Here is a 14485-nt window from a genome sequence, read left to right as displayed (position 1 = left end):
AAGAAGCGCAATAAGGAGCCAGGACGCTCCAGGAGCAAGCGATGAACACGTCCCGCTGGCTGACGGCCTTGTGCCTGGCAGCCTCAATGCCTGCTTACGCTTCATCGGGGTTCAAGCCGATTGAACTGAAGGATTCGGAAATGGCCGACCTGCGAGGCCGCTACGTGATGCCGGGACGAATTATCAGTTTTGGCATTGTGATGAGCAGCACGTGGACCAATGCCGTGGGTGACAGCATCACCGGCAAGGCCAGCATGCAGGTCGACAAAACCACCCTTACCCCGCAGTTCTATGTGCAAACCACCGGCTCGACCGGCAGCGGCACCACCCCGTCCGCCGGCACCGGCAATGTGGTCGGCGGCGCCGGCCTGGGCAGTGGCCAGGGCGTGACGCAAAGCGTGCGGGCGGCCGGCGACGGCAACACCGCCAACAACAACGTCGGCATCACCGTCAGCCAGGACGGCCTCGCGCCGGCCAATCTGGTGCAGTCCGGGCAAGTGCTGGTGGCCGGCGGCACCGTGAGCGGTGACAGCGCGGCCGGCAAGGTGAGCGTGTCGGCCAACAACGGCGGCCTGCAAATGGCGATCCAGGCCAACCATAACCAGGGCAACAGCCTGCAGCAGATCGGCGGCGGCACGGTGCTGCAAGGCACGGTTTTGACCGGCAACACCAACTTCGTCAGCAACATGACCCAGCTCAACGTGGTGATGGGCAATAACGGGCTGAACAACCCTGCGTTGAACTGCAACCTGGACCAACTCAAGGGCCTACGCACCCTTGGTTATTGAACTACGCTGAGCCTCGACACTTACGCATTGGAAAAGGACGGCTTATTTCATGCATCGATCGTTATCGCTCCGCGCGGTAGTCTGTCTAAGTACGCTCTTACCCGCATCCGTGTTGTATGCCGCGCCGGATGCCGATATCGAAACCCTCAAACAGGAACTCCTGGAGCTCAAGCAACGTTACGAAGTGCAGCAAAAGGCCTTGGCCGTGCTCGAACAGCGCGTGCGTCAGGTCGAGGATCAACCGGCGACGCCGGCCCCCAAACGCCTGGCCAAATCCCCTGCCGACTTCCAGAAAGGCGGCACCAATGTGGCCGGTACCGGTACGGGTGCCGCGGCGGCTTCAGGCGGTGCGGGCGGAGGCAGTTCGTATGGGCAGTCCCTGAAGGACGATTCAGCGCCTGCGCAAAGCGTCAGCAACCTGTATAACGAAGCCAGCGGCTTTTTCGGCAATGGCAAGTTCAGCTTTGAAACCGGCGTCACCTACGCGCGCTACGACGCGCGCCAGTTGACCCTCAATGGCTTTCTGGCGCTGGACTCGATCTTCCTCGGCAATATCAACCTTGATCGGATCAAGTCGGACAACTGGACCCTGGACCTGACCGGGCGCTACAACGTCGACAACCGTTGGCAGTTCGACGTGAACGTGCCGGTGGTGTACCGCGACTCGACGTACCAGTCGGCAGGCGCCGGCAATAACGGTACGGCGACATCCGAAGCGTCGGTGACCCGTGACCCGACCATCGGCGACGTGAATTTCGGCGTCGCCTACAAGTTCCTCGACGAAACCCCGACCCTGCCGGATGCGGTGGTGTCGTTGCGCGTCAAGGCGCCGACGGGCAAAGAACCGTTTGGCATCAAGCTCATCCAAACAGCCGGCAACGACAACCTGTTCGTGCCCGAAAGCCTGCCCACCGGCAACGGGGTGTGGTCGATCACACCGGGGATCTCCCTGGTCAAGACGTTCGACCCGGCCGTGCTGTTCGGCTCGCTGTCCTACACCCATAACTTCGAAGACTCGTTCGATGACATCAGCAGCGACGTCAACCAGAAGGTCGGCGGCAAAGTCAGCCTGGGCGACAGTTTCCAGGTCGGCATGGGCGTGGCGTTCGCGCTGAACGAGAAAATGAGTATGTCGTTCTCGGTGTCCGATCTGGTGCAGCGCAAAAGCCGGCTTAAGCCCAACGGCGGCGACTGGCAGTCGGTGGTGTCCAGCGATGCCAATGCCGGGTATTTCAACGTGGGCATGACGATTGCGGCGTCGGATAACCTGACGATCGTGCCGAACCTGGCGATCGGCATGACCGACGATGCGCCGGATTTCACCTTCAGCCTGAAATTCCCGTACTACTTCTAACCACAGCGTTCGGCACACAAGGAAAAGCCCCGCAACGATAAGGGTCGTTGCGGGGCTTTTCGGTTTACCCGCCCTAGCGGATCTGGTGTTTGTGCAGCAACCGGTAAAACGTGGGCCGGGACACACCGAGCACACGGGCAGCGACACTCAGGTTGTCGCTGTGACGGTTGAGCACATCGCACAACGCCTGGCGTTCGGCGCGGTGCTTGTAGTCTTCGAGTGTAGCCAAGGGTGGCGCGATTGCCTGCTCGCCCTGCAAACCCAGATCAACGGCTTCGATCTGCCGGCCTTCGGCGAGTACCAGCCCGCGACGTACCCGGTCGGCCAGCTCGCGCACGTTGCCCGGCCAAGGGTGCTGCCCCATTGCCGCCAAGGCGTCTTCGCTGAAACTGCGCGGGCGCCGCCCGGTTTCCTGGCTGTAGAAACGCGAAAAATGGTTGGCCAGCATCGCCACGTCACCGTGGCGCTCACGCAATGGCGCGGTTACCACCTGCAGCACATTGAGGCGGTAGTACAAGTCTTCGCGGAACGCACCCTTGGTCACGGCGGCCTCAAGATCGACGTGGGTCGCGGCCAGCACACGCACGTCCACCGGAATCGGCTGGTTGCCGCCGACGCGCTCGATATGCTTCTCCTGCAGAAAACGCAGCAGGTTGGCTTGCAGTTCCATCGGCAAGTCGCCGATTTCATCGAGGAACAGCGTGCCGCCGTTGGCCGCCTCGATACGCCCGATCTTGCGCTGGTGGGCGCCGGTGAACGCGCCTTTTTCGTGGCCGAACAGTTCGGATTGAATCAGGTGTTCCGCAATCGCACCGCAGTTGATCGCCACGAACGGCCTGGCATGACGCTGAGACTGGCGATGCAGGGTCTTGGCCACTAACTCTTTGCCGGTGCCGCTGTCGCCACGAATCAATACGGGCGACTCGGTGGGCGCGAGTTTGGATAACAGTTTGCGCAGCTCACGAATGGGTCGGCTGTCTCCGAGCAGTTCATGCCCCTCATCCACCGGCGTATGACCTTTACCGCGCAGGCGCGCCATACCGAACGCGCGCCCCAGGGTGACCTGTACGCGGGAGACGTCGAAGGGCAAGGTATGGAAGTCGAAAAACCACTCACAGACAAAATCGCCGACGTTCTGCAAACGCAATACATCCTGGCTGAGCACGGCAATCCATTCAGTGCCGCTGCGGCCGATCAGCTCCTTGACCGCTTCAGGACGCTTCAGGTGTTCAGGCTGCAAGCGCAGCAAGCCGACATCGCAGGAGCGATCACCTACCCCTTCCAGCGCACAGCTGTCCACCTCCCACCCCGCCGTGCGCAAACCGGGCAGCAGCCCATGACAGTCATCGCACGGGTCGACCACGAGCAAACGGCGTTGAACGGCAGGCACACCCATGACTGATCCTTGGCGTCAAAAATCGTTAAAGTTATTTAGAAACAACAGTTTGTAACGACTGCTGCTAACCCTAGCAAGATCTTGACGCGAGCCTTGTATCGTTTTGCTATAAGTCGGGGCAAAAAGCCATCCTCTGGCTTCGACAAACAAAAAGTTGAAACCGGCGCACACAATCAATGCGCTTTTAAAACAGCCGCTTACATGACCTCAATCACAGAAAGTTGAAAATTGTTGCTCTAGCATGTGACCCGCACCCCGCCATCGTGCATCAGTACAAGTAACTCGCCGCCTGGCTCGCCCAACCGACGGCACTACCTGATCGGGCATTTAGAGAGAGACCCCAATGAACGCCCCGCTCCGCATCAACGAAGCTCTTTTGATCGCAGACCGTGCCTTCCAGCCCTTTCAGTGCGTGGCCTGGCACGATGGCAACGGCGCCCTCAGCCTAAGCGTCGTCGACCGCACTAATACCCACATCGGCCGCAAGCAACTTTCGTCGAGTGCCTATACCGATCCTGCACAATTGGAAAACCTGCTGTTGCAGGCTCGTGCCGAGTTGGATAAAAACGGCTACCGCTTGCAATCCTGGGCAATGCCAAAGTAATAACAGACACCCACTTGCGAGCATTGCAAACAATGCTCGCAAGTTGCGCCGTTGAACTTAAGGCCGCGGGTGCGTTTGCAGGATAAATCGCTCGAATGCTTCTGCGGCGCCCTCTTGGCTATTACTGCCGGTTACCACATTGGCCTGGCGCTTGACGGTTTCTTCCGCCTGCCCCATGGCAATCGACAAACCGGCGACGTGAAACATCGCCGGGTCATTCCCGCCGTCGCCAATTGCCGCCGTCTGCTCCAGCGGCACACCCAGGTGTTCGGCCAAGGTTTTCAAGGCCTCGCCCTTGTTCGCCAGCATGGCCGTCACGTCCAGATACACCGGCTGTGAGCGCGATACCTGGGCCAGCCCCTCGACCTTGGGATGCAATCGCGCTTCCAGCTCCACCAATAACTGCGTATTGAGGCTGGCGGCAACGATCTTGTCGACACGGTCCAGGTACGGCTCAAAGCTTTCCACGACCTGCGGGCCATAGCCCAGCCCAGCGGTTTCGCGCGGTTCCATCGGGCCCGGCTCGCCACGGCGCAGCCAATCGCCATCGGCAAACATCCACACTTCCACGTCCGGCTCGGCCGAAAACAGCGCCAGGGCGATCAGCGCCGCCTCCGCCGGCAAATGGTGAGCCACCAGGATGCTGCCGTCCGGGTGCACCAAGGTGCCGCCATTGAAACCCGCCACCGGAACGTCGATACCGAACGTCTCGATCAGGTGCCGCATGGCTTTTGGCGGGCGCCCGCTGGCCAGGCTGAACAGTACGCCGGCCTCGCGCAGCGCACGCACCGCATCGACCGTACGCTGGCTGAGGCGATGATCGGGATGCAGCAACGTGCCATCCACGTCGCTGAGGATAAAACGGATGGGATGGATCGCGGCATCACTCATCCGAGTGTGTGCCAGGTGCGGCCATCACGGGCAAGCAGCGTATCGGCCGCCGCCGGGCCATCTTCGCCGGCCTTGTAGGTCTGGATACCATCGTCTTCCTTCCATGCGTCGAGGAACGGCTGCACCGCGCGCCAGCCGTTCTCGATATTGTCGGCACGCTGGAACAAGGTCTGATCGCCCGTCATGCAGTCGTAGATCAGGGTTTCGTACCCGGTCGACGGCTGCATTTCGAAGAAGTCCTTGTAGGCAAAGCCCAGCTGAATGTTGGCCATATCCAGGGTCGGCCCGGGCTTTTTCGCCAACAGGTCGAACCACATGCCTTCATTGGGCTGGATCTGGATTTTCAGGTAGGTGGGCTTGACTTCGTCCACCTCGGTGTCGCGAAACTGTGCGTAGGGCGCCGGCTTGAAGCAGATCACGATTTCGGTATCGCGCACGCTCATGCGTTTGCCGGTGCGCAGGTAGAACGGCACGCCGACCCAGCGCCAGTTGTCGATCATGACCTTGAGCGCCACGAACGTCTCGGTGCTGCTGTCTGGTGCGACATTGGCCTCTTCGCGATACCCCGGCAATGCCTTGCCGCCGATTTCGCCGGCGGTGTACTGCCCGCGTACGGAGTTGGCGCGCGCGTCTTCCAGCGACCAGGGGCGCACGGCACCGATAACTTTGGCCTTTTCCCCGCGCACCGCGTCGGCACCGAACGCCGCCGGCGGTTCCATCGCCACCATCGCCAACAGCTGGAACAGGTGGTTGGGCACCATGTCGCGCAAGGTGCCGGTTTTTTCGAAGAAGTTGCCCCGTGTCTCCACGCCGACGGTTTCGGCGGCGGTGATTTGCACGTGATCGATGTAGTGGTTGTTCCAGAACGCCTCGAACAGCACGTTGGAGAAACGGCTGATCAGAATGTTCTGCACCGTCTCCTTGCCCAGGTAATGATCGATGCGATAAATCTGCTTCTCGCTCATGACCTTGAGCAGGCTGGCGTTCAACGCTTCGGCGGTGGCGAGGTCGGACCCGAAGGGTTTTTCGATCACCACGCGCCGGAAACTGTCGTCGGTTTCACTCAACAGCCCGGCGCTGCCCAGACGCTGCACCACTTCACTGAAGAAACGCGGCGCGGTGGCCAGGTAGAACACCGCGTTGCCGGTACCGCTCTCGGCGATTTTCCTGCCGATATCGGCGTAGGTACTGTCGTCGAGAAAGTCGCCCTCAACGTAGCTGATACCCTTGGCCAACTGCGCCCACAGCTGCGGGTCGAGGGCATTGTCGACATTGCCCTTGACCTTGCTCGCCGCCTCGGTGCGGATGAAGTCTTCGAGTTTCTTGGCGAAGTCCACATCGCTGATGGCGTTGTGATCAACGCCGACGATGCGCAAGCCGTCGCCCAGCAGGCCATCGCGACTGAGGTTGTACAGCGCCGGCATGAGCAGACGCTTGACCAGGTCGCCATGGGCGCCAAACAGAAACAAGGTGGTGGGTGGAGCGGGTTCGGCCTTCAGTTTTTTGCCGTTAGCCGTCATTTTTTGGAAGTCTCCACGTGACCACCGAAGCCGAAGCGCATCGCCGACAGCATCTTGTCACCGTAGGTGCTCTGCTGGCGCGAGCGGAAACGGGCGAACAGCGAGGTGGACAGCACCGGCACCGGCACGGCCTGTTCCATGGCGGCCTCGATGGTCCAGCGGCCTTCGCCACTGTCGGCCACGGAGCCGGAATAACCGTCGAGTTTCGGGTCGGTGGCCAGTGCATCGGCGGTCAGGTCCAGCAGCCACGAAGACACCACGCTGCCACGGCGCCAGACTTCGGCGATATCGGCAACATTCAGGTCGAAGCGCTGGTCCTGCGGCAGGTTTTCCGAGTTCTTGGTCTTGAGAATGTCGAACCCCTCGGCGAACGCCTGCATCATCCCGTATTCGATACCGTTATGGATCATCTTGACGAAATGCCCGGAGCCGGCCGGGCCTGCATGGATGTAGCCGTGCTCGGCACGCGGATCAGCGGCGGCGGAACGGTCCCTGGTGCGCGGGATATTGCCCAGGCCCGGCGCCAGGCTGGCGAAAATCGGGTCGAGGCGCTGCACGGTTTCGGTGTCGCCACCGATCATCATGCAATAACCGCGTTCCAGGCCCCAGACACCGCCGGATGTGCCCACGTCAACATAGTGCAGGCCTTTTTCCGACAGCGCCTTGGCGCGACGTACGTCATCCTTATAGTTGGTGTTGCCGCCGTCGATGATCACGTCACCGTCTTCCAGCAGCTCACTGAGTTCATTGATGGTGTTTTCGGTGGGGTCGCCTGCCGGCAACATCACCCAGACAGCACGCGGTTTCTGCAACCCGGCCACCAGGGCCTTCAGGTCGGCAACGCCGGTGGCGCCCTCTTCGCTCAAGCCTTTGACAAAGGCTTCGTTACGGTCGTAAACAACGGTGGTATGCCCATTGAGCATCAGGCGCCGTGCAATATTCCCGCCCATGCGGCCTAGTCCGATAATCCCCAGTTGCATGTGCTGATGCTCCTAACTGCTAAAAAATGTGTGACATAGTTTATAGCGCAATGAGGCTAATGAGGGTTAGTCCAGAGCGGATTCCTGTAGTTTCATGCTAAAAAAGATGCCATCGTTTCACCATCACCCCGGTAAAAGTCACACGACCACCAAAAATAAAAAAGTTCCATTGATGTGAAAAAGAATTCAGAATTGCTTCCGACTGATGCCGAGAACCTCGACTCAAGCGTTCTGGCACACCGCGACACACCGGCTATTTGCGAGGTAAGCAATGAGCACTGTACAGATGACCCGTCCTCCACAGACCCTCTACGTCACTATTCGTCGCGATGAATTGCGCCAGTTGCAGGACGAGCGCGAGCAGTTGCAGCAGGAAGTCATGCGCCTGCGCTCCCACATCATTCAAGCCCAACTGGATCAGCAAGCCGGCGCACAGCCCGCACTCTGCTGAGACCGGTCATTGCTTTGTAAGATAAAGGCTACAAAAATCTCACAAAGTTTTCACACGTCGTTCCCGATACTCCCGCCCCCAAAGGCCACCGGATACCGAAAGTGGCCTGCGTTGTGCGTGCAGCCCTGTGCGTCGACTGGAAAATTCTTGGGTTGGAGCGCCGGATGGCAATGTTCAAACGCAGCACAAAGTCTGCGAAAGGTTTCGATTGGGCCGGTCTTGGCTGGCTGTTTGTGTTTTTCTGGTACTTCTCCGGTATTACCCAACTGCTGATACAACTCAGCGGCACCTCCGGTTTCAGCGGTTTTCGTCAAGCCTTCTTCATGAGTGCACTGTGGCTCGCGCCCGTGCTGGTGTTTCCACGCCAGACCCGGGTAATGGCCGCCGTGATCGGCGTGGTGCTGTGGGCCTGCTCCATGGCCAGCCTGGGATATTTCTTTGTCTACCAGCAGGAATTTTCCCAGAGCGTCATCTTCATCATGTTCGAGTCGAACATCTCCGAAGCCGGTGAATACCTGACCCAATACTTCGCCTGGTGGATCGTGCTGGCCTTTATCGCCCACACCGCCGTGGCGATCTTCCTCTGGAGCCGGATTCGCCCGGTCTACCTGCCCCGTGCCCAGGCGCTGGTGGCGGCGACCGCGATCCTGGTGGCCGTTATCGGCTACCCGCTGGTCAAGCAGATCGCCCGCAGCGAGACGCTGGCAGAGGGCATCGACCGCTTCGAGACCCGTATCGAGCCCGCCGTGCCCTGGCAGATGATCGTCGCCTACCGCCGCTACACCGAGCAGTTGGACAACATGCAGGGCATGCTCCACAGCGCCAGCCAGATCCCGCCCCTGACCAACCTCAAGGATGCCGGCGCCGGCCAGCCTTCGACCCTGGTACTGGTGATCGGCGAATCGACCAACCGCCAGCGCATGAGCCTTTACGGCTACCCGCGCGCTACTACGCCGGAACTGGACAAACTGCGCGATCAATTGGCCGTGTTCGACAACGTCATCACCCCCCGCCCCTACACCATTGAGGCGCTGCAGCAGGTACTGACCTTCGCCGACGAAGAGAACCCCGACCTGTACCTCAAGACCCCGTCGATCGTCAGCGTGATGAAACAGGCGGGTTACAAGACCTATTGGATCACCAACCAGCAGACCATGACCAAGCGCAACACCATGCTGACGACCTTTTCCGAACAGGCCGACGAGCAGGTGTACCTCAACAACAATCGCAACCAGAACGCCCGCCAGTATGACGGTGACGTCCTGGCGCCGTTTTCCAAGGCACTCGCCGATCCGGCCGAACGCAAGTTCATTGTGGTGCACCTGCTGGGCACGCACATGAGCTACCAGTACCGCTACCCGCCGAGCTTCGACAAGTTCACCGACCGCCAAGGCGTACCCGCCGGCGTCAGCGACGACCAGTTGCCGACCTACAACAGCTACGACAATGCGGTGCTGTACAACGACTTCGTGGTGTCCAGCCTGATCAAGGACTACGCCAAGACCGACCCCAATGGCTTCCTGCTGTACCTGTCGGACCACGGCGAAGACGTGTTCGACTCGGCGGGCCACAGCACGTTGGGCCGTAACGAGGGCAAGCCCACCGCGCCGATGTACACCATTCCATTCATGGCCTACGCGTCGCCGAAATGGCGCGAAAGCCATACCTGGGATTTTGCCGGCGACCTGCAGCGGCCCTACAGCAGCTCACAGCTGATCCACACCTGGGCCGACCTGGCCGGGTTGAGCGCCAAAGAACTGGACCGCAGCAAGAGCCTGGTGAGCGACAGCTTCACCCCACGTCCACTGCTGATTGGCGACCCGTATCAGCGCCAGCAGAAGCCGTTGATCGACTTCAGCCTGATCAAGCCGAAAAAGCCGGTGGCCACGGATGTAGTGCTCCAGGAAAAGACAGCACCGTAACAAAAAGATAACAATCATTCTCGTTTAGACCTAAAGTTCGACAGCTCCTTTCGTCTTTGAGCAATGGCCTTTCCCTACCGAAGAGGCCGCAAAGACGACAAGGAGACTGCCGCGATGATCGCGCCCCTCACCCGTTCCATGTCCCTCACGCTCGGCCTCTTCAGCGTAACGCTGAGCCCCGGGTCGTTCGCCGAAACCGATGACAGCCACGCGCCACTGCAGCTGACCGCCACCCGCATCAGCGCCGACGGCCTGGGCGCCACCACCGAGCACACCGGGGCGTACACCACGGGCTCCATGAGTACCGCCACGCGCTTGAACCTGTCCGTCAAGGAAACCCCACAGTCGATCTCGGTGATCACCCGCCAGCAGATGGACGACTTCAACCTCAATACCCTGACCGATGTGCTGCGCCAGACCACCGGGATCAACGTGCAGCACAACGACTCCGATCGCGTGTCGTATTCTTCCCGTGGCTATGGCATCAACAATTTCCAGATCGACGGGATGCTCAATACGTTCGGCTTCATGAAGTCCGACGCCGACACCATCATCTACGACCGTATCGAAGTGGTGCGCGGTGCGACGGGCCTGACCACCGGAGCCGGCGATCCTTCGGCCACCGTGAACATGGTGCGCAAGCGCCCTACAGCCGATTGGCAGGCGAAAACCGGCGTCAGCGGTGCCAGTCATGACAATTACTACAGTTACCTGGACGTCGGCGGCCCGCTGGCATTCGACGGCCGGCTGCGCGGGCGCACGGTGCTGGCCTACCGCGACAGTCAGTCGTTCCGGGACAACTATGCGCTGCAGCGCTCGGTCGGCTACGGCGTTCTGGAGGGTGACCTGTCGGACGATACCGTATTGGCCGTGGGGTTTGATTACCAGGACAAACAGGTGCAAGGCACCTCCTGGGGCACCGTGCCCTACTGGAACAGCCGGGGCGACAAGGCCAGGCTGCCGCGCTCGACCAACATGGCGGCGCATTGGAGCTCCTGGCCACTGACCGACAAAACCACTTTCGCGACCCTGGATCATCGCCTGGCGGGTGACTGGCACCTGAAGGCTGCCTACACCCACCGACAAAGCGACACGGATGGCAAGGTCTACTACGGCGGCGCCGGTTTTCCCAACGACGACCGCAGCGGCATGACCGCCTGGGCCAGCCATATGCGCGGCACCTCGAGAATGGAAGCCGTTGACCTCAATCTGGCCGGCAGTTATGCGTTGCTGGGGCGCGAACATGCGCTGATGATGGGCTACGGCGAGGCGGCGCAACGGGACGTTTCGCCATTTATGCGCAGCAGCCTGGACGCGAGTTACTACACCATCGACGATTGGAAATACATGGGTGGCATTCCCAAGTTCAGCGACACCGTCACCGACCTCAAGGGCGAACACAGCAGCAAGAAGCAAAAAGCCGGCTACCTGGCCACACGCCTGAGCCTCACCGACCGCCTGCACGCTGTGCTGGGCAGCCGCTACGGCAGTTGGGAGCTGGAAAGCGCGTTGCCGACCTACGATGCCAACGATCAGCTGACGGCCAACGACAAGACACGCCAGACCCACAACGATATGTGGACGCCCTACGCCGGGCTGCTCTATGACCTCACGCCGCAGTACACGGTGTACGCGAGCTACACCGATATCTTCAAGCCCCAGAGCCTGCGCGATGCCAACAAGAAGTACCTGGAACCGGTGGTGGGCAGTAACTATGAAGTCGGCCTCAAGGGCAGCCTGCTCAACGAGCGCGTGAACCTGGCGGCTGCGTATTTCTGGAGCACCCAGGATAACGTTGCCGAACGCGACTATTCGGTGGCACCGAACCCGGTCACCGGCGAGGAGTACTACACGTCCGGCGGCAAGGGCAACAAAGTCAACGGCTTCGAACTGGAGGTGGCCGGTGAAATCATGCCGGACTGGAACCTTACAGCCGGGTACACCTACACCCACTCGGTGAACGGCGCGAGCAAACGCAACAATACCGGGCAGCCGCTGAACCTGCTGAAGCTCTCCAGCGCCTACCGGTTACCCGGCGCGTGGCGTCAACTCACCGTCGGTGGAGCAGTGAATTGGCAAAGCGATTTCTATGATTTCGGCAACCGGCCAACGGGCGAACGCGATGCCGACGGAAAGCTGATCACCACCCGCGCCAAAATGACCCAGCAGGCTTACACAGTGGTCAACCTGATGTCGCGCTACCAGGTCGACGACCATCTTTCGGCTTCGCTGAATATCAACAATCTATTTGATAAAAAATATTACGAGCGTGTCGGCTTCTATAACGGTGTTTATTGGGGAGATCCGCGCGCGGTCACGCTGGCATTGGATTGGACGCTTTAAACCAGGAAGCCTAAGTTAAGGGAAGATTAACTTCCGGCCCGCTCTACGTTAATTCCCACTTAATAAGTTACCGGCATAGTCGCCCCATGAATCTGATCATGACATGACCGGATACCGATTACTGTTAATGGGAAAACCACGATGAAATGCTCCACCCTGATATTTGCCGGCCTGATGACGCTGACCTCCGCCGCCGCCTTCGCAGAAGGCGGCTCCGAGCGTTCCAAGGCGTTCTATGACAACTTCACCTTCATTCAGCAGCAGGCTCACGGCGCTACCCAACAAACCGCGTCCGCCGATGGCAAAGACTTCAAAAAAGCAACGGTGGAACAATCCACCACCGAGCAACAACCCAAGAGTTGATTTAATCCTTAGTTAATCCGCAACACGCTCTGCCATTACGCTCCTTTGGCAACAGTGAACTTTGGCGCCATGCATTGGCGCCTTTTTTTGCCGGAATTTAATTAAGCGATTTATTCCAGAACAGCATGCGGCCATGGGCCGGGTCGAACATGCCTGCCTCAAAGCCGAACTTGCGGTAAGCCGATTGCGCCACGTCGTTACCTTCAAGAACTTCCAGGGTGATTTTGCAGCACCCGCGCTGCCTGGCGATTTCCTCGACCTTCTGCAGCATTTTCTGACTCAATCCCAGCCCTCGAAACCCCTCCATCACCACCACGTCATGGACATTGACCAACGGCCGGCATGCGAAGGTGGAAAAACCTTCAAAACAATTGACCAGCCCCGCAGGCTCACCGCCGACAAACGCCAGCACACTGAACGCATGCGGCCGTTTGGCCAGCTCCGCCGGCAGCTGCTCCAACAGATCGCGTGGCAGGCTGTGCCCGCCACCCATGGGGCCTTCGGCGTAATGGTTAAGTGCCAGGGCAATCGCCTCGGCATGCACGGCGTTGGTATAGCTGGCTTGCAGCACCAGGATGTCAGGGGTGTCCATTTCCGTCCTCGATAGCAACAACTAGGGAATCAGCTCCCTTTGAGGGCACGATTGTAAGCATGGAGTCGGCGGGAGATGAAGGAGATTAACTACAAATACCTGCGTGAAAGCGCAAAGGCTTCATGGGCATAAAGCCGTCGATGGCGGGTCGTCACGGACGGGTCCTACGGATATCAGCCGAAACGCCGCAGCTGCATTTCCTGTAAACGGCTCAGGGTGCGACGGAACGGAAACTCCAGGTAGCCCTCGGTATACAGGCGCTCCAGCGGTACTCGGGCCTCGAGGTACAACGGCACCTTGCGGTCATAACATTCGTCCACCAAGGCGATAAAGCGGCGCACGCTGTCGTCGTGCACCGACAAAGCAGGCAGTTCGCGGTCACCGGCCAGAACGCGCTGGGCCGCGTCTTCGGTACCACGGGCAATCCGGCCCGGCCGTCGTTGCGCACTCAACTCAGGTACCTCGCCGAGCAGAATCGCCTCGAAGCGATCGCACAACAGCATAAAATCCATCGCCGCCAAGGGTTGCTCGCACAGGTCGACATAGCGGCACCAGAGCACGTGTTCGCTGGCCTGTACGGTGGCGATACTGCGATGCCCCACATCGAGCGGCCCGCGAGTCAGCGCCTGCCCTTCGGCCAATCGTTCGAATACCTCGGCGAGTACCTCGGGCTGGTTGACCCAATAGCGCTGCTGGGCAACGCCGGGGTGCAAACGGTGATCCTCACTGCCGTCCACCGCCACCACCTGCATATGCCGCTTGAGCGCCGCAATGCCCGGCAGCAGGCGTTCACGATTGAAGCCATCGGCATACAACTGATCGGGTGGCTGGTTGGAGGTGCAGACCATGACCACGCCCTGCTCAAACATGACCTGAAACAACCGGCCGAGGATTATCGCGTCGCCGATGTCACTGACGAACAACTCATCGAAGCACAGCACCCGCACTTCCCGGCTCAACTCCCGCGCCAATGCCTGCAGCGGATCCGGCGTACCGCTCAACTGGAACAAACGCTGGTGCACCCATCCCATGAAATGATGAAAGTGCTGGCGGCGCGCGGGTACGCGCAGGCTTTGATGGAACTGGTCCATTAACCAGGTTTTACCACGCCCCACCGGGCCCCACAGGTAAACGCCGCTGAGGGATGAGCGGCCCTGATGCAGAGCCTGATGACACGCTTGCAGGGCCTCGACCGCGCGGCGCTGAGCGACGTCGGTAACAAAACCCTGTTGGTGGATGGCGTGCTGGTAGGCCGCGAGCGGCGAGTCGAAAGTCATGCCC

At 60.1% G+C, this 14485-nt stretch carries 13 protein-coding genes; 7 read left to right on the top strand and 6 right to left on the bottom strand.

The features are described from left to right. Positions 1–41: 41 nt before the first annotated feature. Both PSH94_RS11235 and PSH94_RS11230 read left to right on the top strand, forming a co-directional pair. Positions 42–788 carry a hypothetical protein gene (locus PSH94_RS11235; RefSeq protein WP_181077254.1) on the top strand — a complete coding sequence of 249 codons (747 nt, stop codon included), beginning with the start codon at positions 42–44 and terminating at the stop codon, positions 786–788. Positions 789–837: 49 nt separating this feature from the next. Further along, entirely contained in the window at positions 838–2142 is a 1305-nt protein-coding gene (locus PSH94_RS11230) for a hypothetical protein (RefSeq protein WP_253506990.1), read from the top strand. Positions 2143–2215: 73 nt separating this feature from the next. Here PSH94_RS11230 and PSH94_RS11225 read toward each other — a convergent pair whose 3' ends face one another. After that, positions 2216–3538: a sigma-54 dependent transcriptional regulator gene (locus PSH94_RS11225; RefSeq protein ID WP_305437505.1), complete on the bottom strand. Its 1323-nt coding sequence runs from the start codon at positions 3536–3538 to the stop codon at positions 2216–2218. Positions 3539–3881: 343 nt separating this feature from the next. On the opposite strand from PSH94_RS11225, the gene PSH94_RS11220 reads away from it, so the two are divergent. Continuing rightward, entirely contained in the window at positions 3882–4142 is a 261-nt protein-coding gene (locus tag PSH94_RS11220; protein WP_253506986.1) for a hypothetical protein, read from the top strand. A 57-nt stretch (positions 4143–4199) separates the two neighbouring features. Here PSH94_RS11220 and PSH94_RS11215 read toward each other — a convergent pair whose 3' ends face one another. Genes PSH94_RS11215 through gnd form a run of 3 tightly spaced genes read right to left on the bottom strand, consistent with a single transcriptional unit; the run spans position 4200 to position 7533 of the window. Beyond that, positions 4200–5033, bottom strand: a complete 834-nt coding sequence (locus tag PSH94_RS11215) for an HAD family hydrolase (RefSeq protein WP_181077246.1) — start codon at positions 5031–5033, stop codon at positions 4200–4202. Continuing rightward, complete coding sequence (gene zwf, locus PSH94_RS11210) at positions 5030–6553, bottom strand: glucose-6-phosphate dehydrogenase (protein WP_285428313.1); 1524 nt, start codon at positions 6551–6553, stop codon at positions 5030–5032. The genes PSH94_RS11215 and zwf overlap by 4 nt, the downstream gene beginning before the upstream one ends. Next, a complete protein-coding gene (gene gnd, locus PSH94_RS11205) occupies positions 6550–7533 on the bottom strand; it encodes a phosphogluconate dehydrogenase (NAD(+)-dependent, decarboxylating) (RefSeq protein ID WP_181077242.1) in 984 nt (327 codons plus the stop codon). Before gnd ends, zwf begins: the two co-directional genes overlap by 4 nt. 286 nt (positions 7534–7819) lie before the next feature. On the opposite strand from gnd, the gene PSH94_RS11200 reads away from it, so the two are divergent. The 4 genes from PSH94_RS11200 to PSH94_RS11185 all read left to right on the top strand — a co-directional run bounded on the left by PSH94_RS11200 (position 7820) and on the right by PSH94_RS11185 (position 12612). After that, positions 7820–7984 (top strand): DUF6026 family protein, encoded by a 165-nt coding sequence (locus tag PSH94_RS11200; RefSeq protein WP_181077240.1) that lies wholly within the window; start codon positions 7820–7822, stop codon positions 7982–7984. A 164-nt stretch (positions 7985–8148) separates the two neighbouring features. After that, a complete protein-coding gene (locus PSH94_RS11195) occupies positions 8149–9906 on the top strand; it encodes a phosphoethanolamine transferase CptA (RefSeq protein WP_181077239.1) in 1758 nt (585 codons plus the stop codon). Between the two features lie 114 nt (positions 9907–10020). Then, complete coding sequence (locus PSH94_RS11190) at positions 10021–12249, top strand: TonB-dependent siderophore receptor (RefSeq protein WP_266249022.1); 2229 nt, start codon at positions 10021–10023, stop codon at positions 12247–12249. A 141-nt stretch (positions 12250–12390) separates the two neighbouring features. After that, entirely contained in the window at positions 12391–12612 is a 222-nt protein-coding gene (locus tag PSH94_RS11185; protein WP_181077237.1) for a hypothetical protein, read from the top strand. Between the two features lie 97 nt (positions 12613–12709). Here the strand turns inward: PSH94_RS11185 and PSH94_RS11180 are convergent, their stop codons facing one another. Together PSH94_RS11180 and zapE are read right to left on the bottom strand one after the other, a co-directional pair. Then, positions 12710–13204 carry a GNAT family N-acetyltransferase gene (locus PSH94_RS11180; RefSeq protein WP_253506975.1) on the bottom strand — a complete coding sequence of 165 codons (495 nt, stop codon included), beginning with the start codon at positions 13202–13204 and terminating at the stop codon, positions 12710–12712. Positions 13205–13377: 173 nt separating this feature from the next. Then, positions 13378–14481, bottom strand: coding sequence for a cell division protein ZapE (gene zapE / locus PSH94_RS11175; protein ID WP_305437502.1), 1104 nt, complete (start codon positions 14479–14481; stop codon positions 13378–13380). Positions 14482–14485 lie beyond the last annotated feature (4 nt).

Source organism: Pseudomonas sp. FP2254 (assembly GCF_030687695.1).
In the GTDB taxonomy this organism is placed as follows: Bacteria; Pseudomonadota; Gammaproteobacteria; order Pseudomonadales; family Pseudomonadaceae; genus Aquipseudomonas; species Aquipseudomonas quebecensis.
This window is presented reverse-complemented; position numbering and strand designations above follow the sequence as displayed.

What these genes read in the sequence shown, in the direction of transcription:
- PSH94_RS11215 (WP_181077246.1), bottom strand. Translation starts at nt 5,033, where the DNA reads ATGAGTGATGCCGCGATCCATCCCATCCGTTTTATCCTCAGCGACGTG.
- PSH94_RS11200 (WP_181077240.1), top strand. Translation starts at nt 7,820, where the DNA reads ATGACCCGTCCTCCACAGACCCTCTACGTCACTATTCGTCGCGATGAA.
- PSH94_RS11190 (WP_266249022.1), top strand. Translation starts at nt 10,021, where the DNA reads ATGATCGCGCCCCTCACCCGTTCCATGTCCCTCACGCTCGGCCTCTTC.
- gnd (WP_181077242.1), bottom strand. Translation starts at nt 7,533, where the DNA reads ATGCAACTGGGGATTATCGGACTAGGCCGCATGGGCGGGAATATTGCA.
- zwf (WP_285428313.1), bottom strand. Translation starts at nt 6,553, where the DNA reads ATGACGGCTAACGGCAAAAAACTGAAGGCCGAACCCGCTCCACCCACC.
- PSH94_RS11220 (WP_253506986.1), top strand. Translation starts at nt 3,882, where the DNA reads ATGAACGCCCCGCTCCGCATCAACGAAGCTCTTTTGATCGCAGACCGT.
- PSH94_RS11235 (WP_181077254.1), top strand. Translation starts at nt 42, where the DNA reads ATGAACACGTCCCGCTGGCTGACGGCCTTGTGCCTGGCAGCCTCAATG.
- PSH94_RS11180 (WP_253506975.1), bottom strand. Translation starts at nt 13,204, where the DNA reads ATGGACACCCCTGACATCCTGGTGCTGCAAGCCAGCTATACCAACGCC.
- PSH94_RS11225 (WP_305437505.1), bottom strand. Translation starts at nt 3,538, where the DNA reads ATGGGTGTGCCTGCCGTTCAACGCCGTTTGCTCGTGGTCGACCCGTGC.
- PSH94_RS11195 (WP_181077239.1), top strand. Translation starts at nt 8,149, where the DNA reads ATGGCAATGTTCAAACGCAGCACAAAGTCTGCGAAAGGTTTCGATTGG.
- zapE (WP_305437502.1), bottom strand. Translation starts at nt 14,481, where the DNA reads ATGACTTTCGACTCGCCGCTCGCGGCCTACCAGCACGCCATCCACCAA.
- PSH94_RS11185 (WP_181077237.1), top strand. Translation starts at nt 12,391, where the DNA reads ATGAAATGCTCCACCCTGATATTTGCCGGCCTGATGACGCTGACCTCC.
- PSH94_RS11230 (WP_253506990.1), top strand. Translation starts at nt 838, where the DNA reads ATGCATCGATCGTTATCGCTCCGCGCGGTAGTCTGTCTAAGTACGCTC.